This window comes from Pasteurella canis, assembly GCF_020810675.1.
Classification (GTDB): Bacteria; Pseudomonadota; Gammaproteobacteria; order Enterobacterales; family Pasteurellaceae; genus Pasteurella; species Pasteurella canis.
Genome location: NZ_CP085871.1, coordinates 1,902,883 through 1,929,232 on the forward strand (window position 1 = coordinate 1,902,883; position 26,350 = coordinate 1,929,232).

Here is a 26,350-nt window from a genome sequence, read left to right on the forward strand (position 1 = left end):
AAGTAGAAAATACCCCATTCTATAATAAAAGTTGAACGAGACATACTGACAAGCAATGCTTTTTTTTACAAATTTAACTTTAAAACGCGGGCAATCTATTTTGCTCGACAATACCTCTGCTGCGATTAATCCTGGACAAAAAGTGGGTCTGGTGGGGAAAAATGGTTGTGGAAAGTCTTCTTTATTAGCTTTACTCAAACAAGAGGTGAGTGCAGAAGGGGGAGAGGTCAGTTTTCCAAACAATTGGGCGTTGTCTTGGGTGAATCAGGAAACGCCAGCATTAGATACTACCGCATTAGACTATGTGATTGAGGGTGATCGTGAATACTGCCGCTTACAGCAGGCATTAGCTCTTGCTAATGAAGAAGGTGATGGACATCAAATTGCCTATTTACATGCACAACTTGATGCAATTGATGCATGGACTATTCATGCACGTGCGGCTGCTTTATTACATGGTTTGGGTTTTAGTCAAGATGAATTACAACGCCCAGTAAAATCCTTTTCAGGTGGCTGGCGGATGCGTTTAAATTTAGCACAAGCCCTACTTTGTCCTTCCGATTTATTATTGTTAGATGAGCCAACTAACCACCTAGATTTAGATACTGTGATGTGGTTAGAGCGTTGGCTAGTACAATATAAAGGTACATTAGTATTGATTTCTCACGATCGTGATTTTCTTGATCCGATCGTCAATAAAATTTTGCATATTGAGAATCAAAAGCTTAATGAGTATACAGGGGATTATTCTTCCTTTGAGATACAGCGAGCCACAAAACTGGCGCAACAAACAGCCCTTTATCGTCAACAACAGCGAAAAGTCGCACATTTACAGAAATATATTGATCGTTTTAAAGCAAAAGCCAGCAAAGCAAAGCAAGCACAAAGCCGAGTAAAGGCACTAGAACGAATGGAGTTGATTGCGCCTGCTTATGTAGATAATCCATTCCATTTTGAGTTTCGTGATCCATTGGCTTTGCCAAATCCTCTGCTGTCGATGGAGCAAGTCAGCGCAGGCTATGTGACGGAAGATGGCAAAAGTGCGGTCGAGATTTTAGAAAAAATTAAGTTGAATTTAGTACCAGGCTCACGAATTGGCTTGTTAGGTAAAAATGGTGCAGGTAAATCAACATTGATTAAATTATTAGCAGGTGAGCTATCTGCGCTGGCTGGACAAATACAGCTTGCTAAGGGTGTACAATTGGGGTATTTCGCTCAGCATCAATTAGATACTTTACGTGCAGATGAAAGTCCATTATGGCATTTGCAAAAATTAGCACCACAGCAGACGGAACAACAACTAAGAGATTATCTTGGTGGTTTTGCATTTAAGGGTGATAAAGTCAATGAGGTAGTTGGCTCTTTTTCTGGTGGAGAGAAAGCTCGTTTAGTGTTAGCGCTTATTGTCTGGCAGCGTCCGAATTTATTGTTACTTGATGAACCGACTAACCATTTAGATCTTGATATGCGCCAAGCACTTACTGAAGCATTAGTAGATTATCAAGGCTCATTAGTTGTGGTCTCTCATGACCGCCATTTATTACGTAATACAGTAGAAGAGTTTTATTTAGTACATGATAAAAAAGTAGAGCAGTTTTCAGGTGATTTAGACGATTATCAAAAGTGGTTGAATGAATTGTCTCGTGTGCCAGATTCAAAGCTAGTACCACAAGCTGAGCAAGAAAATAATCAAAGTAGTGTGAATCGTAAGGAGCAAAAACGTCGTGAAGCAGAATTAAGACAACAGACGGCTCCGCTACGCAAAAAACTACAACAATTTGAAATGCAGATGGACAATTTATCAACTAAGTTAGTAGAGATAGAAACACAGCTTGGCGAAAGTGAGCTGTATTTAGCGGAAAATAAAGATAAGTTGACTACGCTGTTAGCTGAACAAGTCAGTCATAAGAAGCAATTAGAGGAGATTGAAATGCAATGGTTAGCTCTTCAAGAGGAGCTCGAAGAACTGCTTGCTGAGTAAAAAGTTATTACTTTTTTAAAGATAAAGGGCTTATTTGATGAAATAAACCCTTTTGTTTATTTTTTTCTATTGAGTTGAGATTTAAAATAGTCCTCAATATTATCTACTATGATTGCTCCACGATTGACGCTTTTACCTCTTACATGCTCATTAATAATATTGATAAATGGAACAGAGGCTTTAATTTTTTCATCATGTACATTGGGATTACCAGGAACAAGTGCTAATGCATCGCACATCACTAAAATAGCCTCTGCGACATAACTATCTGGAATTGGACGACCAAGGTTAATGTCTTGGTTATTGGACTCAATTAATTTACCTGTTGCATCATAGATCGCTTTCGTTTTAATCACGGTTTCTTTAGTATTGCAGTTTGTTGCTATACGCTCAATAGCATAAGCACCATTTAATAACGTGGCGATTAAAGCAGTACGTGTATCACCAAAAGTATCAATACTTGATAATCGAATAAAGAACATGGGGTTATTGCCAATCCATTGGCTCCGTAAAGCTTCGGTTCGGTACATATACGAAACGTAAGAGCTTGTATTAGTCACGTTTTCAATTGCAGGTGGTTCAACATAAATAGACGTATTTGCTGATGTGATTGTCGAACTAAGTAGTGTGCCGATACATAAAGTTGTACTGAAAAAAGTTCTGATATTCATATTTTATTCCATTTGACCTGTATTTTATTTGCTCACTATAACATTCTTACTGAATTTTTATAGTCAATTTTCTTCAGGCAGAAGGAAACGCTTAACCTACAACTTGTGGTAAATAGCCTGCTCTCGTAATAAACGGAATCAATGTAATTGCCACACCAAGTATAAGAACAAGCACTAGTACAGGTGTACCGCCACTGACTCGATAAGGTAGGTTAGGGTGTATCTGACGAACCTTCCAAACTAAAGCAACAGGTAACACTACAGCATAGAAAGCGAACATTTGACCTGCATAACTGAGGGCTAAGACGAACCCTTGTGGGTAGAAAAAAGCAAAAAGTAATGGTGGTAGAAAGGTTAATATGCCTAGTATCATTCGATTTCCTGAAATATTAAAGACACGTTTTAATAGATCTTCAATACATTCAAATAACCCTAATGCCACGCCTAAGAACGAAGTAATTAAAGCTAAAGCTGAGAAAATTTTCACGGCTTGCGCTAACATTGTGCTGCCTGTAATTTGAAAACTAGCATTCACTAAGCCATTTAACGTTGGATCTTGTTGTAAAATATCTAAAAAATGAGATTGGCTCAGCACACCATGAGTCGAAAATTGCCACACAATATAAAAGACCAGAGTGATAGTTGAACCTGTGAGAATCGCAAATCGTAGTGCTTTCACGTTGCCTTGTAAATAATGGTTTAAACTTGGAATTGAACCATGGAAACCAAAAGAAGTGAAAAAAATCGGACTTGCTGAGAGTAATAAGGCTTTATCAATAGGCATCGCCATCAGATTATTGACAGTAACTTTAGGTAACATCAGACACAGTACAAATACAAATGTTGTGAGCATGATGAAAAATAATAAGCGATTTATACCATCAACACTTTTTGTACCAATAATAACAAATGCACCAAAAAATAAAGTAAATATACCAATAGCGATTTTGGATGTTGTATTCTCATTGACAATAGTAGGTAGGCTTGAAGCAAGAATTGAACCCCCGCCTGTAACATAAGCAGATAATAATGCATATAAGAAAACGAGTAATACTGTTGTTGCAACAATTCGTCCGAAACGACCAAAGTATTGTGCGGCTAATGTGCCAATACCTGCATCTGCGTCAGTAGTTTGATAGACTTCGACAAATAAGAGTGCAGTACAAGTGAGTAATGCCCACAGTGCAATTAATAAGACCAAAGTAAAGCTAAAGCCAATGCCTGCTGAAGTGAGAGGCATTGCAAGCATCCCTGCACCAATCATAGTGCCTGATACAAGCAGTGTACTGCCAGCTGTTTTATTCACGATAGTTTCCTTTTTTAATCAGAATGATTAATTGTAAATATATATTTACATTTTTATAGATATATATTTATATTAGCAATAGAGGAATAATAAAGCCAGTTTTATTCTTATTTTGATATAAGATAATGATGGGTTTATTTTTTTTGTAATGAAATGTTTACATTTTTATCGAAGGTAATAAAAAAGCCAAAGTACAAAACTTTGGCTTTTTCTGTATGTTAAACTTTATTAAAAGTTAACCGCACTTTTCAGTTTCTTCAGTGCGTTAGCTTCAAGTTGGCGAACACGTTCTGCTGAAATATTATATTTTGCAGCTAGATCTTGCAATGTTGCTTTATTTTCATCTAACCAACGCGCTTTAATAATATCTAGGCTACGTTCATCTAACCCTTCTAAAGCAACAGTTAATTGCTCAGTGGCTTGTGTTTCGTAATTTTCATTCTCTAATTCTGCTGCAAAATTAGAGGTTTTATCTTCTAAATATAATGATGGTGAGTAGGTTTCTTCATTGTCATCTGTTGGTAAGTCAAAAGCAACATCTGAACCTGTCATCCGTGATTCCATTTCCATCACATCTTCAGGAGAAACACCAAGTTCATTTGCGACCATCTCTACTTCATTTTCATTAAACCAACCTAAGCGTTGTTTTGTTTTACGTAGATTAAAAAATAATTTACGTTGTGCTTTCGTGGTTGCTACTTTTACAATACGCCAGTTGCGTAATACATATTCGTGAATTTCTGCTTTGATCCAATGTACAGCGAAAGAAACTAAACGCACCCCTACTTCAGGATTAAAGCGTTTAACGGCCTTCATCAGACCAATATTACCTTCTTGGATTAAATCCGCTTGAGGTAAGCCATAGCCTGAATAACCACGCGCTACATGGATAACAAAACGAAGATGTGAAAGAATCAGCTTTTTAGCCGCTTCCAAATCTTCTTGATAATACAAACGCTCCGCTAATTCCTTTTCTTCCTCAGCGGTAAGCATTGGATATTCATTTGCAGCACGAATATATGCTTCAATACTGCCTTGTGGAACCAACATCATGGTTTGTGTTTCTTTGTTCATTGTTTTCCTTCTTAGAAAGTGAAAGATAAATTTCCGAGTGTAGTTATAACATAAAATCCCATGAGAGCCAATTTTTCATACTCTTTATGGAATGGGTAAAGATTAGACTATAAATTTACCTTAAAGTTCCAATTATCGTATAGAAAAGGAATAGATGTATTTATAGGTTATGTCGAATATTATACCGCACTTTGTCTTAAAGTGCGGTATGTTTGAGATGAATATCAATAATACTATATTTTATAAGAAGGTAGATAACGCAAGTACCCATAAAATACTTAAAACAGGTCCTAAGAAACCAATAACGACACCACCTAAACGGAATTCAGCTTGTTTGATTAAGCCTGTACTGAATGCAATAGCATTTGGTGGTGTTGAAACAGGAAGGAAGAGTGCACAAGAGGCACTTAAGCCAATTACAAGTGGTAGGATCATCGGATTAATATCTACGCCACCAACCATAGCTAATAAAGAGACACCCATTGGGATTAAGATCGTTGTTGCTGCAGTATTACTCATGAAGTTAGATAAGATCACTGTAATAAAGCCAAATAAGACTAGGAGCATCATAAAGCTTACTTGAATATGGCTAATTTGTTCAACAAAGTGTGCTGCAATGCGTTGTTCTTCAATTGCTAAACCCAATGCAAGACCACCCGCAACTAGCATTAAGGTATCCCAAGGTAATTGGCGGATATCTTTTTCGCCTAAAACTCCTGTCATAGTCAGTCCAACAATAGGAATCCCTGAAGCAGCGGCGACAGGAATGCCAATCCATTTAGATGTCAACCAACAGAATAACGTAATAGCAAGAATAACCAAGACAATCGTTTTATGCAGTATTTCGATGCGATTAGAATGGACTTGTGTAGTTTCTTGTAAAAAACTGAAATCGAGACTTTCAGTTTTATCGACTTGGTATTTCTTGACTAATACACGCCAAAAAATGAACAGTAAGACTAAAGCAAGTGGTGTACCTACCATCATCCATTCTAAAAATGAAATAGGATGACCTAATTTTTCAAGCGCACCAACGGCAATAGCATTAGGTGCTGAACCGATAATGGTTCCCATACCTCCAACGGAGGCTGCCGCAGGAATACCTAAGAGCAAGGCTTTAGATAAATTAGAGCTTTTATCTAATCGAGTGAATAAAGGACTAATCGTAGCGATCATCATAGCTGTTGTTGCTGTATTACTCATTAACATCGACATTGTCGCAGTCACTAGCATTAACCCCCATAACACATAAACAGGATTATGGCCAAATTTAGGTAATACTGCTTTGAGCAGCAGCAGGTCAAGTTTGGTTTTTTTCATGGCTTCTGCAAGGAAAAAGCCACCAAGAAAGAGCCAGATGACACTATCAGACCAAGTTTGTAGATATTGAATCGCATCGTAGGCTTCGCTTTTTCCCATAATCAACACTAGGAAGCCAACGATTAATATACTGACTGAGAAGGGAGGAATTGCCTCAGTGACCCATAGACTAATTGCAAAAAATAGTAAGAACAGCACATAGTTTTGTACTTTAGTGAAACTTGCATCAGAAAGTAGCATAGTCATGATAGCGGCAAAAATAATAGATAAACAGAAGAAAACAAAATGCCTGTTCTGCGCTATTTTTATTACTTGTAAGCATTGCTTGATGTCCATAGGTGACCTCGTTCATAAGATTGAAAATAAGATTGATTGTAATCAAAAGGCAGGTGTGATTTCCTGATCTTGTTCAAAGAAAGTACTACTTTTTGAGCAGGATTTGAAGATTTTTGCATGAAAACACCAAAAGCAAGACAAATTTAAACTTTTACTCCAATAAGCAAAAGTGTGAGGTCGATAGATAATTGAATATGAGGGAGGGCGAAGGGGGATATTTGTCGTAGCAAGCAAGAAATCCACTACTGAAAAGTTTAAACAAACGAGTATATGCTGCAGCGTGATATAAATATTTTTATCTCTTCCTACATTTGTTATCAACTCTTCCTCGTTTGGGGAGGTGAAATATAATAGATTTTATAGTTTATTGAACTAGCCTGTATTTATTCAAAGGAGAGGTGTTAGAAAAGCAAATACTTGAGCGAGTATCACTTTAGTCGCTCAAGTATTAAGTAGGTCGTCATTTTATAAAGAATTTACTTGTGAAGAGCAAATAAAATGTACGGATAAGCATAAATCCGATACTTAAATTTGCGAGACAGAATAGTGCTAGCCCAAGCCCTGAAAAAAGAGGATCTGCTGCTTGTTGGTACATAAATAAACTGACTTTTGCCATAGAGGCAAGACCAAATGAAAATGCCCACATAGCGGGGGTAAAGCCCTGAGCAAAAATCCAAGGCAGTAAGCGAATTAAAAAGAGTAATTGCAATAAACCATAACCGATAAGCATTTTGGCAAAGAAGTCGATTTCACCATTGTTAATGGCTAAATACGCAGAGCAACCAACAAATGCAGGTGCAAGTTGGATACCAATACCAAGACGCAGAGGCTCAGGGATAGGTTGTAAAGTGCGTAAACGTTGTAATACTGCAGGCTCTAACATTAACCAAGAAAAAAAGCCAGCTCCAAAGAAGAGCATACCGAGTTCATCGTATCCTAGCGTACCTAATGCAGTTGCACTGACAAAATTAGTGGCGACAGTTGGTAAATAAATGACAGGTGTCGTGTATTCAGCTTGATGAGTGCCTCGCCACATCCCTGCAATATAATAAGTGGCAAATGAGAGTTGAGTGATAATGCCAATACTGATTAATAGTATCGCTACAGGCATCGAATAAAGCATTAACCCTATTCCAATAAGCGTTGTAGTTATTGGGATTAAGCTAATAAAGCTACCTAAGATAGGATGTTGTAAGTCTACTTTAAAATCAGATAGACTACGTGTCCATTTGTAAAGATAGGCACAAACAAAGCAAAACCAGATTAGAGTCGCTAGGCTAAATACACTTTCACTGATGATTGTTGCAAAAAACCAAGTTGGCGCAGCATAACGCCATGCAAGGCTCAATGCAGAAAGTCCAAGAACAATTCCAAAATAGTTAATTGGAATAGGAAATGAGATTGAAGATCGTGTCGTCATGATTGCGGTACTAAGTGGTATTCTAGATCATTGGCAATGACATGGAATAGTAAGTCAATATTAGGGTGTTTTCCTGTGTTTTGTTTCGCATCTTCTGTATGTTCGGCGAAAAGTGCTAGCCCTTTTTGTGCTGAAATGCGGTTTAATTTCCCATTAAACTCCTTCGCTAATGCATAATAAACACGTAATGAGCCTAATTTTCCAGTCACAGCAGGAATGTAATGGACTTGTGTCGAGCCAGCCATAATCGCGAGTCCTGTTAAATGCTCAATCGTGGGTAAGCGAGTTAAAATTGTGTTGAAATCCATGAGTTATCTCCTTAACTAATTGCTTGTTCACTGTCAACTTCACCATTTTCATCAATAAAGCGAACTTCGGGTTGTAACCAGACAGCAAAACGCTGTGCAACTTTTTGACGTACATGATGGGCTAATTCCACAATATCAGAGCTTGTGGCATTGTGTTTGTTAATTAACACTAAGGCCTGTTGTTGGTGAACTGCTGCACCACCAACTTGATAGCCTTTGAGATCGCATTGATCAATTAACCAGCCAGCAGCAAGCTTAATATAACCATCTGGTTGCGGAAAATGTGGAATAGTTGGATATTCTTGCTGTAAGTTGTCAAAATCTGCTTTTGAAACCACAGGATTTTTAAAGAAACTGCCCGCATTACCAAATTCAGCTGGATCAGGTAGCTTGCTGCGACGTATTGAGCATACTTCGTCAAAAATTTGCTGAGAAGTGACCGCACTTTGATCTAAGTTCGCTAATGAACCATACTTTAAGACGGGTTTCCAATCTTTTGCTAGCTTTAAACCCACAGCAACAATCACATAACCATTAACATAGTCATGTTTGAATATGCTATCACGGTAACCAAACTGGCATTGTTCGTGGCTTAAACGGAATTGTTCACCTTTGCTCAGATCAAGCACATCGACATAATCACAAACATCTTTAAACTCAACTCCATAGGCGCCAATGTTTTGGATTGGTGCAGACCCAACACAACCAGGGATTAACGCTAAGTTTTCTAAACCGTTTATACCTGCTTTTAATGACCATTTTACAAGTTGATGCCAGTTTTCACCGCCATTGACATGTAAATAATGAAATTGGTTATCTTCGCTGTGTTGAATACCGAGTAAGCGATTGAGGAAGACTGTGCCGTTAAAATTGCGTAAAAAGAGAACATTACTGCCCTGTCCTAAAAATAATGTAGGTTGTCCAGCTGCTTGGCATGCTGACCATTGTTGCTGAAGTTGTTCAATGCTTGTAACTTCAACAATCTGTTGAGCATAGACAGGTAATGAAAAAGTGTGAAACTCTTGTAGACTTTGCATAGATTATCCTGTTAGTTTTGAGTTTTGATTTCTACAATATCATTATTCACAACGATTGCTTGCGTATTGGTAATTGGTATTAAATTTAATGTTGCCGAATAAGTGTCAATAATATGTTGTGCTGCTTCTATAAAAGGGAAGTTTGTATAATGTGGTACAGGGTAAAACTTGACTAAGTTTAATGCTTTGTTATCAACTAAATCAGCTGCTGGCTCTCGAGAGTCCATGAGTTCAACATAATTAATATCTGCTGAGACAATCATTGCGCCAGCAGACTCTCCAATATAAAGCTTCCCAGCATTGACCTGTTGAATAATTAATTTATCTGCACCACTTCGTTTTAACTCTTGTAACAAAAAGAAAGTATTTCCCCCACTGACATAGATAAAATCATTGTGATTGAGTTTGTCACTGATTTGTGTAAAAGTTACTTTTGTAACATCAAGTTCATCTATTTGAGCGCCTTGTTGGATGAAGGCTTGTTTCGCGTTCTCGACGTAAAACGTGATTTTCTCTACATTACTTGCTGTGGTAATGAAAGTAATCGTTTTTCCTCGAATATCGCCAATAAAGTGGATAAATAAGTCCATCACATCAGCAAATGATGAGGATAAAAATAACTTTTTCATTTTACATTCCCATTTGGTTTAAGGTAATTTTTACTTCTGTTCCACCTGAAGTGCGCTTAGAAATGTGTAAACTTGCATTTAATTGTGCGGAACGTTCATTCATGATATTCAAGCCATAGTGTCCATCTGGCTCGTCTAAACTTGGAATACCAATCCCATCGTCACGAACAATCAATTCATATTCGCCGTCTTGATTAGTATGTGCAATCACTTCAATTAAGCTGCCTTTTGAATGTTTAATCGCATTTAATATAGATTCTCGCACAATTTGTAATACATGGACGAGCTGTTGTGCATTAAAACTTTGTGAAGGCAAGGAGCAGTGTACTGTCATTTGCATCTCTGTTTGTCCTCGTAGAGAATCCACGACTTGCTCTAATGCTAATTTAAGATTGGCTTCTTGTATCGTCAGACGGAAAGTCGCTAATAGCTCACGAAGTTGTACATAACCATCACGTAATGCTTGCTCAAAATTTGCAATAAGACTCAAGCTTTTGGTTTTTGCATTTTCATCATCTTGTTTTAAGTTATGTTTTAATAAAGTCAGTTGAATTTGTAAAAATGCGAGAACTTGAGCCAAGGAATCATGTAATTCACGCGCGATAATTGAGCGCTCCTCCATTAATAGTAATTGCTGTTGTTGGCGCTGTGTTTTATGAAAGTAAAGTGTTCGACTTAAGATTTGAGCAATATTACGCATCGTACGTGGGTCAGGACAAGGTAAACCAGCCTGCCAGTAAAGTACGGCTAATTTTTCATTTTCAATGGTTAATTCTACTTGTTGGCAATCTTGGTTAGCTTGTTTATTGCCAAAGGCTAAATTCCAATGTTCTGCACCATCAATAATGAGTGAGAGATAGCGTAAATGCTCACTAATAAAGATATTTTTGAGGACTTGTTGTAATGTGAACTCATCAACATTATTGATGGTTAATTGTTGCGAACTTTCGTATAACATCGTTAAAGAGCGGTTAGTTTGACGGAGTTTTTGCGTTTTTTCATTCACACTTTCCTCTAATGAAGAATACAGTTTTTCTAATTCACTCGACATCTGTGTAAAAGCACGCGCTAAACTCCCTAGCTCATCTTGTTTCTTGGTATTGACCTTAACGTGGTTAAATTGACGCATTTGAACTTGAATACTGGCACGCGTTAGCTGTGTTAAAGGCAATACTACTTCTTTGCGTGCATACCAGACAATATAAGAAACCATGACAATAATTGAGAACATGGACAAAGACATGACTAAGACGGCAATGATCCATTTTTGTTCAGCAAAACGTTGTAATGTAAAAACAAATTGATCTACTTGCGCAACATAATCTGTGATTTCAGTTTTATAAGCAGCAATATCTCGATGTCTGGCATAGCGCTCCATACTTTCCCAGCGCTTAATTAAATTATGGTAAGAAGACTTAACTGCATTAGGAACGAACCATTGGTGAGCAATTTCTAACAAGGCTTGTGAGTGTAGACTTACTCGATACTGGCGTAGGCTTGCTTCAACGAGTTCAGGGTGTTGCTCCAACTCGTATAATAGACGATAACTCTGCATACGTAGCGAGCCTGATATATTAATTGACTCTGCATCAGACTTATTACTCGCCATAATCATTAGACTTAATGAAGTGATTACACCTGCAAAAATAATCACAATAAATAAGTAATTAGCAAGTTTTGTCGAAACCGAATGTTTGATGTTCACAAGATACCTTTTGATATTGAACTGAGAAACGTAGTTTAGCAAAAAAATGTTTGTTTTTTTACCTGTAAATAAAAATTGATCTAGCACAAGAAAAATGGTGTTTTTTCTTTAAATACTCAATTTGGGTAGTATGAATCTCGACCCCTCTCTCCATAATGACAAGTCTAGAAAAAGCTAAATGAAAGGAATGTGTAATGACCGTTGAAAACTTACCTCGTCGCCATTTTTTACGTGGGCAGTTTTTAACTTCACTCCAATCAGAACAAGTAAAACAACAGGGTTTTCAAGGGATCCGTTTACCTTGGTCTGTAGAAAATACACGTTTTATCCGAGATTGTACGCGATGTGATGCCTGTATTGATGTTTGCGAAACGACAATTCTAATAAAAGGTGATGGTGGTTTTCCTGAAGTGCAATTTAGCCGAGGAGAATGCACGTTTTGCCAAAAATGTATAGAAGCTTGTTCGCAGCCCATTTTTAGGCCCAGAAATGAGCCAGCATGGTCACATAAAATTGAGATTAGTGCGAACTGTTTGACGCAAAAATCTGTTGAATGTCGAAGCTGTGAAGATAGTTGTGAAATGCATGCAATTCGTTTTAAACGACAGTTAGGTGGTGTTTCACAGCCAATCCTTGAGCTTGAAAGTTGTAATGGTTGTGGCGCATGTATTAAAGGTTGTCCTGTGTCAGCAATCAGCGTGTTATTTACGGTAAATGAATTGGAAAGAATAAATGACTGAACAAATTACAATGGAAAATGCAGTAGATTGGCATGTATGTGGCTTAATTGTACAAGGTAAGCCAAACAAAATTGATGCAATTCAGACCGCACTTTTAGCGATGCCACATACTGAAATTCCCGTGTTTGATGCAGAAAAGGGGAAACTTGTTGTTGTCATGCAATCACACGATAAACACGTATTACATGAGCAAATGGAAGCGACAAGAGATATTGATGGCGTCATTGATGTATCGCTGGTTTACCATCAACAAGATGAAAATTAATAAAACATAGAACGATTCAATATAGTGGGGGAAACGCTATGAATATGACTTTAAGTCGTCGTGACTTTATGAAAACAAATGCTGCAGTTGCTGCGGCAACAGTAGCAGGATTGGCTATTCCAGTCAAAAATGTAGAGGCGGCTACTGATAAAACCATCAAATGGGACAAGGCACCTTGTCGTTTTTGTGGAACAGGGTGTAGTGTTTTAGTCGGAACACAAAATGGTCGTGTTGTTGCTTCACAAGGTGACCCAGATGCAGAAGTAAACCGTGGTTTAAACTGTATTAAAGGCTATTTTTTACCGAAAATCATGTATGGTAAAGACCGCTTAACTTCACCAATGTTGCGTATGAAAAATGGTAAGTTTGATAAAAATGGGGAGTTTACGCCTGTTTCTTGGGATCAAGCATTTACCATCATGGCAGAAAAATTCAAAAAAGCGCTGAAAGAAAAAGGCCCTAATGGTGCAGGGATGTTTACTTCTGGTCAATCAACCATTTTTGAAGGAATTGCCAAATCAAAATTATTCAAAGCGGGCTTACGTTCAAACAATATTGACCCCAATGCACGTCACTGTATGGCATCAGCAGCAGTTGCGTTTATGCGTACTTTTGGTATGGATGAGCCAATGGGTTGTTATGATGATATTGAAAAAGCAGATGCCTTCGTACTTTGGGGTTCTAATATGGCGGAAATGCACCCAATTTTGTGGTCACGTATTTCTGATCGTCGTTTATCTCACCCTCATGTAAAAGTTGCTGTGCTTTCTACTTTTGAGCATCGTTCATTTGAATTAGCTGACTTAGGCATAATTTTCACACCACAGGCAGATCTCGCCATTATGAATTACATTGCGAATTATTTAATTGAACATAACGCAATTGATCATGACTTTATTCAGAAACATACGAAGTTTAAACGTGGTGAAACAGATATCGGTTATGGCTTAAGAGAAACGCACCCATTAGAGCAAGCTGCGAAAAATGTCAAAACTGCTGGCAAAATGCACGATAGTGATTTTGAAGAATATAAAAAATTAGTCGCACCATACACGCTTGAAAAAGCACATGAAATTTCTGGTGTGCCAAAAGAACAGCTTGAAGCATTAGCAAAAATGTATGCTGATCCAAATTTAAATATTGTTTCATTCTGGACAATGGGCTTTAACCAACATACTCGTGGTGTATGGGCTAACCACTTGATTTATAACATTCATTTATTGACTGGTAAGATTTCAAAACCAGGTTGTGGTCCATTCTCATTGACAGGTCAACCATCAGCTTGTGGTACGGCACGTGAGGTGGGTACATTTGCACATCGCTTACCAGCAGATTTAGTGGTGACTAATCCAAAACATGTTGAAAAAGCAGAGAAGCTTTGGAAATTGCCAAAAGGTGTGATTCAAACACAAGTAGGTTACCATGCTGTTGCACAAGACCGAGCCTTAAAAGATAAAAAAATGAATGTGTTATGGCAAATGTGTACCAATAACATGCAAGGCGGTCCAAATATTAATCAGGAGCGTTTTCCAGGTTGGCGTGATGAAGAAAACTTCATTATCGTTTCAGATCCTTATCCAACAGTTTCTGCATTAGCCGCAGACTTGATTTTACCAACCGCAATGTGGGTAGAAAAAGAAGGTGCTTATGGTAATGCTGAGCGTCGTACACAATTTTGGTATCAACAAGTGAAAGCGCCAGGTGAGTCTAAATCTGATGTATGGCAATTAGTTGAGTTTTCTAAATATTTTACTACTGATGAAATGTGGCCTGCAGAAGTCTTGGCAGCAAATCCTGAATATAAAGGCAAAACCCTTTATGAAGTGTTATTCCGCAATGGTCAAGTAGACAAATTCCAAGTCCCAACAGATAAACCGGGTTATTTAAACGATGAAGCAGAACATTTCGGTTTCTATTTACAGAAAGGGCTATTTGAAGAATATGCTGCGTTTGGTCGTGGTCACGGTCACGATTTGGCAGACTTCGAAGTTTATCACAAAGCACGTGGTTTACGTTGGCCAGTAGTTGATGGTAAAGAAACCTTATGGCGTTACCGTGAAGGCTATGACCCGTATGTTAAAGAAGGTGAAGGCGTGGCGTTCTATGGTTACCCAGACAAACGTGCAATTATCTTGTCTGTACCTTATGAGCCACCAGCAGAAGCACCAGATGCAGAATACGATTTATGGTTATGTACTGGTCGTGTACTTGAGCACTGGCATACAGGTACAATGACTCGTCGTGTACCTGAATTACACCGTTCTTTCCCAAATAACTTGGTTTGGATGCATCCATTAGATGCGAAAGCACGTGGTTTACGTCATGGTGACAAAGTGAAAGTAAGTTCACGCCGTGGTGAAATTATTTCTCACCTAGATACACGTGGACGTAACAAAGTGCCACAAGGCTTAGTTTATACCACTTTCTTTGATGCTGGTCAGCTAGCAAACTATTTAACCTTAGATGCGACTGATCCTATTTCAAAAGAAACTGACTTCAAAAAATGTGCAGTAAAAGTGGAAAAAGCGTAATTCGTTAAATTTAATGAGGAATGACCGCACTTATTATTTAAATAGTAAGTGCGGTTGGAAAACTAAATGAAAAAACCTGTTGTGAGTCCCGAACGTCGTCGATTTTTTAAAGAAGCTACCCGCACAGCCTGTGGGTTAGCTGGTGTTGGCTTGCTATTAGGATTGCAACAAAAACAAAGTTTAGCACGAGAAGGTGTAGCATTACGTCCACCCTTTGCTATTGCCGATGAGCAGGCCTTTTCAGCAGCCTGTATCCGCTGTGGGCAATGTGTCCAAGCTTGTCCTTACGATATGTTACATTTGGCGTCCTTGTTATCGCCGATGGAAGCAGGCACGCCTTATTTTATTGCTCGTGATAAACCTTGTGAAATGTGTGAAGACATTCCTTGTGCTAAAGCTTGTCCAACAGGTGCATTAGATAATCAAGCGACAGATATTAATGAAGCACGTATGGGCTTATCAGTCCTACTCGATCAGGAAACTTGTTTGAACTGGCAAGGGTTACGTTGTGATGTGTGTTATCGCGTTTGTCCTTTGATTGGCAAAGCGATTACGCTTGAAATGCAACATAATGATCGTTCTGATAAACATGCAAAATTTATCCCAACTGTCCATTCAAGTGCTTGTACAGGTTGTGGTAAATGTGAGGAAGCTTGTGTGCTTGAAATTGCTGCAATCAAAGTGTTACCAATGGATTTAGCAAAAGGTATGTTAGGGCAACATTATCGTTTAGGTTGGGAAGAGAAAGAAAAAGCAGGTCATTCACTTGCGCCAGAAGGCATTATTACTCTACCAACTCGTTTACCAGAGAGTTTGTAATGGCAAATTCACCAAAATATACAGGCAAAGAAGCGCGAGAAAAATTAGGCTGGTGGTATGTGAATCGTTTTTTATTTTGGCGACGTTTAACCCAGCTGAGTATCTTAGCAATGTTTTTAAGCGGACCTTATTTAGGTGTATGGATTTTAAAGGGTAATTATAGTAGTAGCCTTTTTTTAGATCTTATCCCAATGTCTGATCCTTTAATTATGGCAGAAAGTCTTGCTACGGGATTTCTACCAACGATGACTGCCCTGTTAGGTGTTGTCATTGTTATCGCTAGTTATGCATTGCTTGGTAGTAGAGTATTTTGTGCTTGGGTTTGCCCATTAAATGTTGTGACCGATGTGGCAGCTTGGCTAAGACGTAAACTAGGGATTCGTCAATCGGCGAAAATACCTCGTGGGTTACGCTACGGTATTTTGTTAATGATTCTTATCGGTAGTGCAGTCAGTGGCTTATTACTCTGGGAATGGTTAAATCCAGTTGCTGCTCTAGGGCGAGCATTAATTTATGGTTTTGGCGCGACAGCTTGGCTTGTTTTAGCGGTTTTTTTATTTGATTTATTCATTGTTGAACACGGGTGGTGTGGGCATTTATGCCCAATTGGTGCAGCCTATGGTGTCATTGGCGCAAAAGGAATATTGCGCATTAAAGTAGAGCATCGTAGTCAATGTGATAACTGCATGGATTGTTATAACGTTTGCCCTGAACCACAAGTGTTACGTGCACCTTTACATGGAAAAAATAATGAAAGTCCATTAGTGCTTTCAAAAGATTGTATCAGTTGTGGACGTTGTATCGACGTTTGCCCTGAGAAAGTATTTATCTTTACAACTCGATTTAATAATTCAATTAGTCATTCGGGGGAGTGATCAAAATGAGAAAAAGTATCTTAATTTTAACCGCACTTTTTGCTTTCGCTGCACAGGCTGAAGAGGCGAAAGTTGGACATGGTATACAAGATTCACCAGAATATGTTGAGCCTGCGTTTCACAGTGCACCTAAAGAAAGTGGTTTATCGCCATTGAACTATGTGAATCAGCCACCAATGGTGCCACATGCGACAAAAAATTATCAAGTCACTAAAAATATTAACCAATGCTTAACTTGCCATAGTCCAGAAGCTTCTCGTGTGACTGGCGCAACGCGTATTAGCCCAACCCATTTTATGGATCGGGATGGAAATATTATTGGGGGCACATCTCCACGTCGTTACTTCTGTCTACAATGCCATGTCTCTCAATCTGATGTGGAACCTATTGTTCAAAATGAATTTAAACCAATGGCTGGCTTCGGCAAATAAGTTAAGGATTGAATTATGTTGAACTTAATTAAACGCTTTTGGAAATGGTTCCGCACGCCAAGTCGTATTGCGGTAGGGACCTTGATTACACTTGCTTTTATTGCTGGGATCGTTTCATGGGTAGGTTTCAACTATGGTATGGAGCAAACTAATACGGAAGAGTTTTGTGTGAGTTGCCATAGTAATGATGTTTATCCTGAATATCTACATACTGCCCATTATCAAAATCGTAGTGGTGTGAAAGCAACTTGTCCAGATTGCCATGTACCACATGAATTTATCCCTAAAATGATTCGTAAATTACAAGCAAGCCGTGAAGTTTACGCACATGTGATGGGATATACCGATACGATTGATAAATTCAATTCTCGTCGCTTACACATGGCTGAACGTGAATGGGCAAGATTAAAAGCCAATGATTCACAAGAATGCCGTAACTGTCATAATTTTGAGAATATGGATTTTAGCCAACAAAAAACAGTGGCGGAGAAAATGCACACTTTGGCAGTACAGGAAGGTAAAACCTGTATTGATTGCCATAAAGGTATTGCACACCAATTACCTGATATGAGTGGTGTTGAGTCTGGTTTTAGTGTAGAACAAAAATAATTATTTCCCCTCACTTATTGCTCTCAGATTAATCTGCATCTCTTTGGAGTTGCAGATTTTTTTATTTTTCGATCTTATTCACAAATTCAGAACATCAAAAGTGAATAGATACAGACCGCACTTTACATTCTTTTCTTTTTGTTAAGAGTGAAAATAGATGGATCAGATGATTAATTTGTTATTACGGCTGAACCAGATTCCACGACTAGGGGCTGCACGTATTCAACATTTGTTAACCCAAGTCAGCATGGATGATTTATTACAATATGATACTGTCGCATTAAAACAATTAGGCTGGACAGAACAACAAATTAGGCGTTGGCAACAACCAGAAATGAAATACATTGAACCAGCGTTGTGTTGGGCAGAACAAGTTGGGAATCAGATAATACATTATTGGCAAGCCGAATACCCTTATTTATTACAGCAAATTGATAGTGCACCGCCATTACTATTTATTCAAGGGGATCTTTCTGTGCTCTCTCGACCTCAAATGGCGATAGTGGGCAGCCGATATTGCTCTCACTATGGTGAATATTGGTCAAAATATTTTGCTACAGAGTTAAGCTTAGCAAATTTTATTGTGACTAGTGGATTAGCATTAGGTATTGATGGATTTTGCCATCAAGCCGTAGTGGATATACAGGGAAAAACAATTGCAGTCTTGGGCAGTGGTTTAGAGTATCTCTATCCTTACAAACATCGACATTTAGCCACGAGTATTGTGGAGTATGGTGGGGCTTTAGTATCAGAATTTTTACCCAGTCAACCACCACTTGCAGAGAATTTTCCACGCCGTAATCGTATCATTAGCGGTTTATCTTTAGGTACGTTAGTTATTGAGGCAAATGAGCGCAGTGGTTCATTAATTACAGCGCGTTATGCATTGGAACAAAATCGTGATGTTTTTGCTTTACCAAGCAATATTCAAAATGAATGTAGTCGAGGTTGCCATCAATTGATTAAACAAGGTGCATTTTTAGTGGAAAATGTACAGGATATGTTAGACAATCTTTCACTATGCCACGTTGAAAGTTGCACTAGCGCGCCGACACAATCAGTTCTTTGTCAGCCAACTGAAACATTAATGACACATGTTTATCAATCGAATGTGAAACAAACAGAGGTTTCCATTGAGCCTGCCTATCCAGATCTTTTCGCACAGATTAGCTATAGCCCGATTGGAATTGATGAGCTAGCACAAAAACTGGACTTATCCGTAGAGAGTTTATTGATCCAATTATTAGAATTAGAGCTGCAGGCGTTAATTGTTACTGAAAACGGATTGTATCGGCGAGCTTAAATATGATTAAAATATACCGCACTTTAGTTGGAATAAAGTGCGGTTCTTTTTTATAGCACAGCGCGTTAGCTGTGTCGATCCTTGAGGATGGTACTAAGAGGCTGCTGGATGTCCGTTTTGAAAAAGATCTGGTATATTTTTACTGTTGTATCAAATAGACTCAAAGTAAATAGATAGTTTGGCATGGGGCGCCTAAAACAAAAACTCCGTTAATTCATATCACATAGCCTTATGTGGTAAGCAAAATAAAGTAGCGTATCCTTAGTTTGAACTTATGAGTATGATAAGAAGTAAGTAACATAAAATATGATGTAAGATGGGCTAATAGATTGAAATGTAATCAGATTTTCTTTATTATTTTTTCAATATTTATCTAAAAATTAGAAATATAAACGAGCACACAAAAATCGTTATGACAGATAAACAATTTGCATTTTTACAGCGTTTTTTATTTCTTTTTTATCGCCATAAGAAATGGATTTTTATTCATTGGGGGATATTTGGTTTTCTTGGATTGTTTTTGTTATTAATTGAAGCAAACCTTATTATCTTTAATGATGCAGGAATAAAATATGCATCTTATTATGATTTGACTGTTGAGATTAAAGACAATCGTGTTTATGGTAAGTTAAATCAATATATTGAAGTAAAGCACAGAAATAATCATTGCTATACTGCACATTGTGGTTTCCCGAATGAGGGGCATTATACCTTATCTGAGTTGCAATTTATAACAGTGAATGGTGAAGATTTTATTAAGAAAATGTGTGTGAAAAATTCAGCTTGTTACCAAAATTTATTTGATGAACATATTGAGGCATATGTTAAAAAGCAACGTCATTATTTGATAGATGAATATGGGAGAATATTTTGGTTGCTTTTTTTGACGAGTTTTCTTTCTTTTCCTTTTATGCCTTATCAACTCGAGCATGCTAAGCAACGTTATCGTAAAATGCAAGAGGATGCAGAATTTATTCAAGTCAAAATTGAAGAAACGACGATTGAGTTATAAGTACTATTAATAATAAACAAAATTTGCTAAAAATAGACCGCACTTTTCGTCTAAAAATAAGGCACTGGAATCAGTGCCTTAATAAGTTAATTGAATGCAGATTTAGTAGAGACTAAATGCTTGTAAATAAGGTAGTTTTCCTCTTTGTAGCATTTTTTCAATATTACCTTTGTGATCATCGCTACCTAAACCACGTAGCTCGATATTAATCCCGATACTTTTATCATACACAATTTCATTTTCAGCCTGATATTGACGGCTAGTGACATTACGTCTCGCCCCCACATTAATTGCCCAACAACAAGTACTGTATTCTACCCCTAAATATTGTTCAACAGGCTTTTTCAACGCTAAATCCTGGTAATGACGTGCGACAACAGCCCAATTATCTGTTAATTCCCATGCAATAGTTAAGCCAAGTTGCTTAATATCCTGACCATAACGGTTTGCATCAGCAGTTAAGTTTTGGTCAATATATTCTTGACTTGCATAACGGTAAGTTAATTGAATGATGTTATTGCTCATCGGGTTATATTCGAGAGTAAAGTTACCTAATGCAGATTTATCTAAACGAGTGTCATATTGATAACTACCTTGCCAGCGCCATTGGTCATTAATTTTCCAGTTAGACTCTAATGACCAAGAAGAGGAACGTCCATAACTACTATTATCAGGGTTAGAATCAATACGTGAATCACGTAAATAATAAATTTGACCCGCAGATAAGTTAAAACGTTCTTCGCCTGTTTTATCATAAAAACGTGTTGTACCGCCCAGCGTGAATTGATTTGCTGAAGCAATGCGATCTAACCCACTATAACGACGATCACGGAATAATGCGAAGTAGTCTTGTTGTAATAGCGATGAATCATAACCAAAACCTAAATAGGCATTGTTACGCTTTGAGCCGATATGACTTTGATCTTTGTATGGACGATATAAATATTGAATATGTGGTTCAAGTGTTTGAGTATAGCCCTTAATAAAGGTTTTATTACTTGCTAGTACAGTTTGTAAATCGACTTTAATTTGTGGTAAGACACGATTTACTGTACCTTGTACTTGCTCCGCATACTCGCCTCTTCCTTTACGCTGTTTATAATGTGTAGCGTAGAGCTTAGTTTCAATATTTAAACTACCATAACGATTTGAAAGTGGCAGATTTAAGCTTGGCTCAAGATGAAAACGCCATGCCGTTGGCATGAGTGCACTGTCATTATCGAAGCGAACGGCTTGTGAAAATAATTTAAAGTCGAATAAACCATGCACTAAATTATTTTTATAATAATTGAAATCTACTTGAGGTAATGCGCGATAAGGCCCAATCTCGACCTCATCAAAAATTTGGAATTGTCTTGCAGAAATCGCCAAATTGTAATTAGGCTGATAGTAAGCAATGCGTAAATTTTGATTTGCATAACCATCTGTACTGGAACCATAAGCAGAATCAAAATCAGAGAAATAGCGTTTATCGCTTACATGCGTGTAATCTAAATTGAGTCGCCAATTTTGTAAGAAACTGGAATGATGTGTCCAATAGAATAAATGGCGTGAGCGATTATCGCTTTTATAATCTGTTAAGCGGTCTTTCTTTAAATACTCGCCTGCGATTTTACCTTCTCCAATTGGGCTTAAATAACGAAACTCACCATTAAGTTGCCAACCACGATGCGACATATATTTAGGTGTGAAAGTCGCATCAAGATTAGTCGCAATGTTCCAGTAAATTGGTTGAGCATAAAAATAACCATCACGACTAGAAGTGCCAAAATTTGGTATTAGCAAACCAGAACGACGGCGATCGCCAATAGGAAGTTGTAAATAAGGCGTGTAGAAAATTGGTACGCCATGTACTTTCAAACGTGCGTGCCACATTTCTGCATATTCTTCTTGAATATATTGGCGCATTTCTTTTGCTTCAATTGACCAAGAATTATCTCCTGTCAAACAAGAGGTGAATACGCCATTTTTCATTAATCGGTAATTGTCACGTAGTTCAATTTCTTCTGCGTGCCCACGCCCTTGTCGGTCAACTAATTGATATTTAGCTTGTTTAATATTGGTGTCTTTATTATTTAAATTGACTTGTGCATCTTGTCCCGCAAGCTGAATTTGATTATCTTCATAATCAAATCCACCACTTATATGTACAAGGCGTTGCGTTTGGCTTGTTAATTGGCGTTGGGTGATTTCTGCACGATGTGCCTTTAATTGGCGGTTACCTTGTTGGATATCGACATTACCTTCATAAGTTGCACGCGATGATTGGATTAATTGAGCTTGATCTGCTTCAATATATACGGGTAACTCATTTGGATTTCCGTTGACCAACTCTCCTTTAAAATGAGGTACGCCTGCTAGACATTGTGCTTTTAAATCAGCCATACTTGATGTGCTATAAAGTGCACTCAAGATTGCAACAGAAAGTAAGGTATAAGAATTCTTTTTCATTGGATAACCGTATTTAAGTCAAAACTGACTTGATTATACTGGAAAATCAAGCAAAGGCATATTATTTACACCAACAATCATTTTGGTGATCGTTGACTAGTCCCATCGATTGCATAAAGGCATAACAGGTAGTTTCGCCGACAAATACAAAGCCTCTTTTTTTTAGTGCCTTAGACATGGCACGTGATACAGCGGTTTTTGTCGGTACAGAGGCTAAATTAGGTACATTATTCGCTTGCGGTTGGTGATTGACGAAAGACCAAATAAACTGACTGAAATTTTCACCATTCTTTTCCATTGCTAAATACGCTTTTGCATTTTTGACAATTGCTTCTAATTTGGCTCTATGTCGAATTAACCCTGCATTTTGCATTAGCTTATCAATATCTAAGGTTGTCATTTGCGCGATCTTATTTGGGTCAAAATGATGGAAGCCATAGCGATAATTTTCACGTTTTTTGAGTACGGTGATCCAAGATAGCCCAGCTTGTTGACCCTCTAAGCAGATTTTTTCAAATAATTTTAAGCTATCATATTCAGGTTTTCCCCACTCGTTATCATGATAATCGATATAAATAGGTGAGTTATCTACCCAGCCACAACGTTTGCGCATACTGCCCTCCTAATGAAAAATACGGTTGATTTTTAAACATTTTAATACAAGCCTCTAGCTATTGAAATGTGAATGAAAAGATCATGCCATTTTTGTATTGATATGCTATTGTATGTAAGTTCGTAATTGATGAATTGTAATAATCTAAGTAGAGGAAAATTATGACTACACAACTTGACTCTCTCCGTAACATGACAGTTGTTGTTGCTGATACTGGTGACATTGAGGCGATTAAAAAATACCAACCAGAAGATGCGACAACAAACCCTTCTTTAATTTTAAGTGCGTCAGCACTACCACAATATGCCTCATTAATTGATGATGCGATTGCCTATGCGAAAGCAAAAAGTGATTGCTCAAAACAGCAATTAATCGATGCTGAAGATAAATTAGCGGTAAACATCGGTTTAGAAATTTTAAAAATTGTCCCAGGACGTATCTCAACAGAGGTAGATGCACGCCTTTCTTATGATACTGAAGCGACGATTGAAAAGGCGAAAAAATTAATCGCACTTTACAACGAAGCAGGGATTGGTAATGAGCGTATTTTGATTAAAATCGCCTCAACATGGCAAGGTATTCGTGCAGCGGAGGTGTTGGAAAAACAAGGGATTAACTGTAATTTAACGCTGTTATTCTCAGAGGCGCAGGCACGAGCTTGTGCTGAAGCAGGTGTTTATTTAATTTCGCCATTTGTGGGTCGTATTTTAGACTGGTATAAAGCCAATAGTGATAAGAAAGAGTATGCACCAGCGGAAGACCCAGGTGTAATTTCGGTGACGAAAATCTACAACTACTACAAGCAACATGGTTATAGCACGATTGTGATGGGTGCGAGTTTCCGTAATGTAGGTGAGATTACCGAATTAGCGGGTTGTGACCGTTTAACGATTGCGCCAGCGCTGTTAAAAGAATTACAAGAAAACACGAGTACTCTTGAGCGTAAATTAAGTTATACGGGAGAAGTGAAGGCGAAGCCAGAGCCATTAACAGAAGCGGAGTTTTATTGGCAGCATAATAGTGATGCAATGGCGGTGGAAAAACTGGCGGAAGGTATCCGTAAGTTTGCAGCTGACCAAGAAAAATTAGAAGCGATGTTATTAGCTAAATTTTAATTTAGGATTAGAGTATAAGTATAAAAAGTGCGGTCAGTTTTGACCGCATTTTTTTACCTGTTCAATTAAAGTTTAACCTGATGTGTGTTATTCGCTATGTGCTAATACTTATCTTATTGTAATTCTTGTATTTTTTATTACGAGAATTCGTATTATAGAAATACAATATTTCACATTCCTAAAGAGGTGTAATAAGTCATGCAATATGAAAAACAATGTATTGATAATGGACAAATTGTCATTGGAATCGAATTAGGTTCAACTCGAGTAAAAGCGGTCATTATTGATGTACATGGTGTGATTTTAGCAAGTGGTGATGCAGATTGGGCAAGCCATTGCATTGATGGAAATTGGACTTATCATCAAACTGAAATTTGGCGAACACTACAACAAGCCTATCGCAATTTACAAATAAATGTGAAAGAAAAATATGCGACGTTGATTAAGCATGCCAAAGCCATTGGGGTGAGTGCGATGATGCATGGCTATTTACCATTTGATAAGCATGGTAACCAGCTTGTCTCTTTTAGAACTTGGCGCAATAATACAACAGCAGTAGCGGCACAACGCTTGACTGAGCGATTCAATTACCCTATTCCACAACGTTGGAGTATTGCACATCTCTATCAATCGATTTTAAATCAAGAAAGCCATATTCAGCATATTGATTATTTGACGACATTATCAGGCTATATTCATTGGCAATTAACGGGCGAAAAAGTGTTAGGTATTGGCGACGCATCAGGTATGTTTCCAATAGATACTAGTACGCTTAATTATGATGCAGAAATGATAGCCATTTTTAACCAGCAGATTGCCGAAAAACACTTGCCATGGCAACTCGATAACATACTTCCTAAGGTATTAGTGGCAGGTCAAAATGCGGGCAGATTAACGCCACAAGGCGCGTTATTGCTGGATCCAACAGGAAATTTAGTTTCGGATATTCCGTTTTGTCCACCTGAGGGCGATGCTGGCACTGGGATGATTGCAACGAATTGCATTAAAGCAAAAACAGGGAATATTTCTGCTGGTACATCAGTATTTGCTATGGTGGTGTTAGAAAAATCATTATCAAGAGTATATTCTGATATCGATCTTGTAACAACGCCAGCAGGGAAATTAGTAGCGATGGCACATGCTAATAATTGTACCTCAGATATTAATGCTTGGGTGAATTTAATTGGCGAAGCATTACAGGCTTTTGGTATGAAAACAGATACACAGACACTCTACCAAAAATTATTTTTAGCGGCTTTACAAGGTGACGAAGATTGCGGAGGACTACTTTCATATGGTTTTTACTCAGGTGAACATAGTCTTGGGCTTTCTGAAGGCTGTCCGATTTTTCTACATCCAGCAAATGCGCACTTTAATTTAGCGAATTTTATGCGCGTGCATTTATATAGTGCATTTGGTGCCATGAAATTAGGAATGGATATTTTACGTGAAAAAGAACACGTTAATATTGAACACATGCTTGCTCATGGCGGAGTTTTTAAAACAGAACATGTTGTGCCACAGATTTTGGCTTCAGCATTAAATATTCCTCTAGTCACAATGAATACCGCGTCGAATGGTGGGGCGTGGGGGATTGCATTGTTAGCTAACTTTTTACATAAATCTCAATACAAATCGTTAGAAGCTTATTTAGAACAAGAAATCTTTAATCAAGCCGACCTCACATTAGTTGAACCTGAACCGAGTGTTGTTGAAGGATATCGGGTGTTTATGCAACGCTACCAAAAAGGGCTTCCGATTGTAAAAACAGCACTTGATACAGGAGTAGTTAAATAATA

The 26,350-nt window shown here is 37.9% G+C and carries 23 protein-coding genes; 12 read left to right on the forward strand and 11 right to left on the reverse strand.

Features of this window, described 5'->3' with window-relative positions:
• Positions 1-55 precede the first annotated feature (55 nt).
• Positions 56-1,981: an ABC transporter ATP-binding protein gene (locus K7G93_RS08860; RefSeq protein WP_226690914.1), complete on the forward strand. Its 1,926-nt coding sequence runs from the start codon at positions 56-58 to the stop codon at positions 1,979-1,981.
• A 56-nt stretch (positions 1,982-2,037) separates the two neighbouring features.
• Here K7G93_RS08860 and K7G93_RS08865 read toward each other — a convergent pair whose 3' ends face one another.
• From K7G93_RS08865 to narQ, 9 genes are all read right to left on the reverse strand, one after another.
• A complete protein-coding gene (locus K7G93_RS08865) occupies positions 2,038-2,652 on the reverse strand; it encodes a hypothetical protein (protein WP_115322273.1) in 615 nt (204 codons plus the stop codon).
• 91 nt (positions 2,653-2,743) lie between these two features.
• Entirely contained in the window at positions 2,744-3,958 is a 1,215-nt protein-coding gene (locus K7G93_RS08870) for an aromatic amino acid transporter (RefSeq protein WP_115323364.1), read from the reverse strand.
• Between the two features lie 228 nt (positions 3,959-4,186).
• Positions 4,187-5,032: an RNA polymerase sigma factor RpoH gene (rpoH, locus tag K7G93_RS08875; protein WP_049215762.1), complete on the reverse strand. Its 846-nt coding sequence runs from the start codon at positions 5,030-5,032 to the stop codon at positions 4,187-4,189.
• Between the two features lie 240 nt (positions 5,033-5,272).
• Positions 5,273-6,598, reverse strand: a complete 1,326-nt coding sequence (locus K7G93_RS08880; RefSeq protein ID WP_408581988.1) for an SLC13 family permease — start codon at positions 6,596-6,598, stop codon at positions 5,273-5,275.
• 550 nt (positions 6,599-7,148) lie between these two features.
• Positions 7,149-8,108, reverse strand: coding sequence for a dicarboxylate transporter/tellurite-resistance protein TehA (gene tehA, locus K7G93_RS08885; RefSeq protein WP_226690913.1), 960 nt, complete (start codon positions 8,106-8,108; stop codon positions 7,149-7,151).
• On the reverse strand, positions 8,105-8,416 hold the full coding sequence (locus K7G93_RS08890) for a DUF2322 family protein (RefSeq protein WP_049215757.1): 312 nt from the start codon (positions 8,414-8,416) through the stop codon (positions 8,105-8,107). Before K7G93_RS08890 ends, tehA begins: the two co-directional genes overlap by 4 nt.
• An 11-nt stretch (positions 8,417-8,427) precedes the next feature.
• Positions 8,428-9,453: a UDP-N-acetylmuramate dehydrogenase gene (gene murB / locus K7G93_RS08895; protein ID WP_226690912.1), complete on the reverse strand. Its 1,026-nt coding sequence runs from the start codon at positions 9,451-9,453 to the stop codon at positions 8,428-8,430.
• An 11-nt stretch (positions 9,454-9,464) separates the two neighbouring features.
• On the reverse strand, positions 9,465-10,082 hold the full coding sequence (locus K7G93_RS08900) for a Type 1 glutamine amidotransferase-like domain-containing protein (protein ID WP_226690911.1): 618 nt from the start codon (positions 10,080-10,082) through the stop codon (positions 9,465-9,467).
• A 1-nt stretch (position 10,083) separates the two neighbouring features.
• Positions 10,084-11,787 carry a nitrate/nitrite two-component system sensor histidine kinase NarQ gene (narQ, locus tag K7G93_RS08905; RefSeq protein WP_226690910.1) on the reverse strand — a complete coding sequence of 568 codons (1,704 nt, stop codon included), beginning with the start codon at positions 11,785-11,787 and terminating at the stop codon, positions 10,084-10,086.
• 194 nt (positions 11,788-11,981) lie between these two features.
• Between narQ and napF the strand changes: the two genes are divergently transcribed.
• The 9 genes from napF to K7G93_RS08950 all read left to right on the forward strand — a co-directional run bounded on the left by napF (position 11,982) and on the right by K7G93_RS08950 (position 20,372).
• Positions 11,982-12,527 carry a ferredoxin-type protein NapF gene (gene napF, locus K7G93_RS08910; RefSeq protein WP_226690909.1) on the forward strand — a complete coding sequence of 182 codons (546 nt, stop codon included), beginning with the start codon at positions 11,982-11,984 and terminating at the stop codon, positions 12,525-12,527.
• Positions 12,520-12,792: a chaperone NapD gene (locus K7G93_RS08915; protein WP_049215748.1), complete on the forward strand. Its 273-nt coding sequence runs from the start codon at positions 12,520-12,522 to the stop codon at positions 12,790-12,792. The genes napF and K7G93_RS08915 overlap by 8 nt, the downstream gene beginning before the upstream one ends.
• Before the next feature lie 44 nt (positions 12,793-12,836).
• Positions 12,837-15,323: a nitrate reductase catalytic subunit NapA gene (napA, locus tag K7G93_RS08920; protein WP_226690928.1), complete on the forward strand. Its 2,487-nt coding sequence runs from the start codon at positions 12,837-12,839 to the stop codon at positions 15,321-15,323.
• 66 nt (positions 15,324-15,389) lie between these two features.
• Entirely contained in the window at positions 15,390-16,142 is a 753-nt protein-coding gene (napG, locus tag K7G93_RS08925; RefSeq protein WP_049215746.1) for a ferredoxin-type protein NapG, read from the forward strand.
• On the forward strand, positions 16,142-17,017 hold the full coding sequence (napH, locus tag K7G93_RS08930; RefSeq protein ID WP_226690908.1) for a quinol dehydrogenase ferredoxin subunit NapH: 876 nt from the start codon (positions 16,142-16,144) through the stop codon (positions 17,015-17,017). Before napG ends, napH begins: the two co-directional genes overlap by 1 nt.
• 5 nt (positions 17,018-17,022) lie before the next feature.
• Positions 17,023-17,448: a nitrate reductase cytochrome c-type subunit gene (locus K7G93_RS08935; protein WP_049215742.1), complete on the forward strand. Its 426-nt coding sequence runs from the start codon at positions 17,023-17,025 to the stop codon at positions 17,446-17,448.
• 15 nt (positions 17,449-17,463) lie between these two features.
• Positions 17,464-18,057 (forward strand): cytochrome c3 family protein, encoded by a 594-nt coding sequence (locus tag K7G93_RS08940; protein WP_115323371.1) that lies wholly within the window; start codon positions 17,464-17,466, stop codon positions 18,055-18,057.
• Between the two features lie 157 nt (positions 18,058-18,214).
• A complete protein-coding gene (dprA, locus tag K7G93_RS08945) occupies positions 18,215-19,360 on the forward strand; it encodes a DNA-processing protein DprA (RefSeq protein WP_223667743.1) in 1,146 nt (381 codons plus the stop codon).
• A 412-nt stretch (positions 19,361-19,772) separates the two neighbouring features.
• Positions 19,773-20,372, forward strand: coding sequence for a hypothetical protein (locus K7G93_RS08950; RefSeq protein WP_224045876.1), 600 nt, complete (start codon positions 19,773-19,775; stop codon positions 20,370-20,372).
• 102 nt (positions 20,373-20,474) lie between these two features.
• Here the strand turns inward: K7G93_RS08950 and lptD are convergent, their stop codons facing one another.
• On the reverse strand, positions 20,475-22,823 hold the full coding sequence (gene lptD / locus K7G93_RS08955; RefSeq protein ID WP_226690906.1) for an LPS assembly protein LptD: 2,349 nt from the start codon (positions 22,821-22,823) through the stop codon (positions 20,475-20,477).
• A 61-nt stretch (positions 22,824-22,884) separates the two neighbouring features.
• Entirely contained in the window at positions 22,885-23,436 is a 552-nt protein-coding gene (locus K7G93_RS08960) for a DNA-3-methyladenine glycosylase I (protein ID WP_226690905.1), read from the reverse strand.
• Positions 23,437-23,597: 161 nt separating this feature from the next.
• On the opposite strand from K7G93_RS08960, the gene tal reads away from it, so the two are divergent.
• Together tal and K7G93_RS08970 are read left to right on the forward strand one after the other, a co-directional pair.
• Complete coding sequence (tal, locus tag K7G93_RS08965) at positions 23,598-24,551, forward strand: transaldolase (protein ID WP_049215362.1); 954 nt, start codon at positions 23,598-23,600, stop codon at positions 24,549-24,551.
• A 198-nt stretch (positions 24,552-24,749) separates the two neighbouring features.
• A complete protein-coding gene (locus tag K7G93_RS08970) occupies positions 24,750-26,348 on the forward strand; it encodes a xylulokinase (RefSeq protein WP_226690504.1) in 1,599 nt (532 codons plus the stop codon).
• The last annotated feature ends 2 nt before the right edge of the window (positions 26,349-26,350 follow it).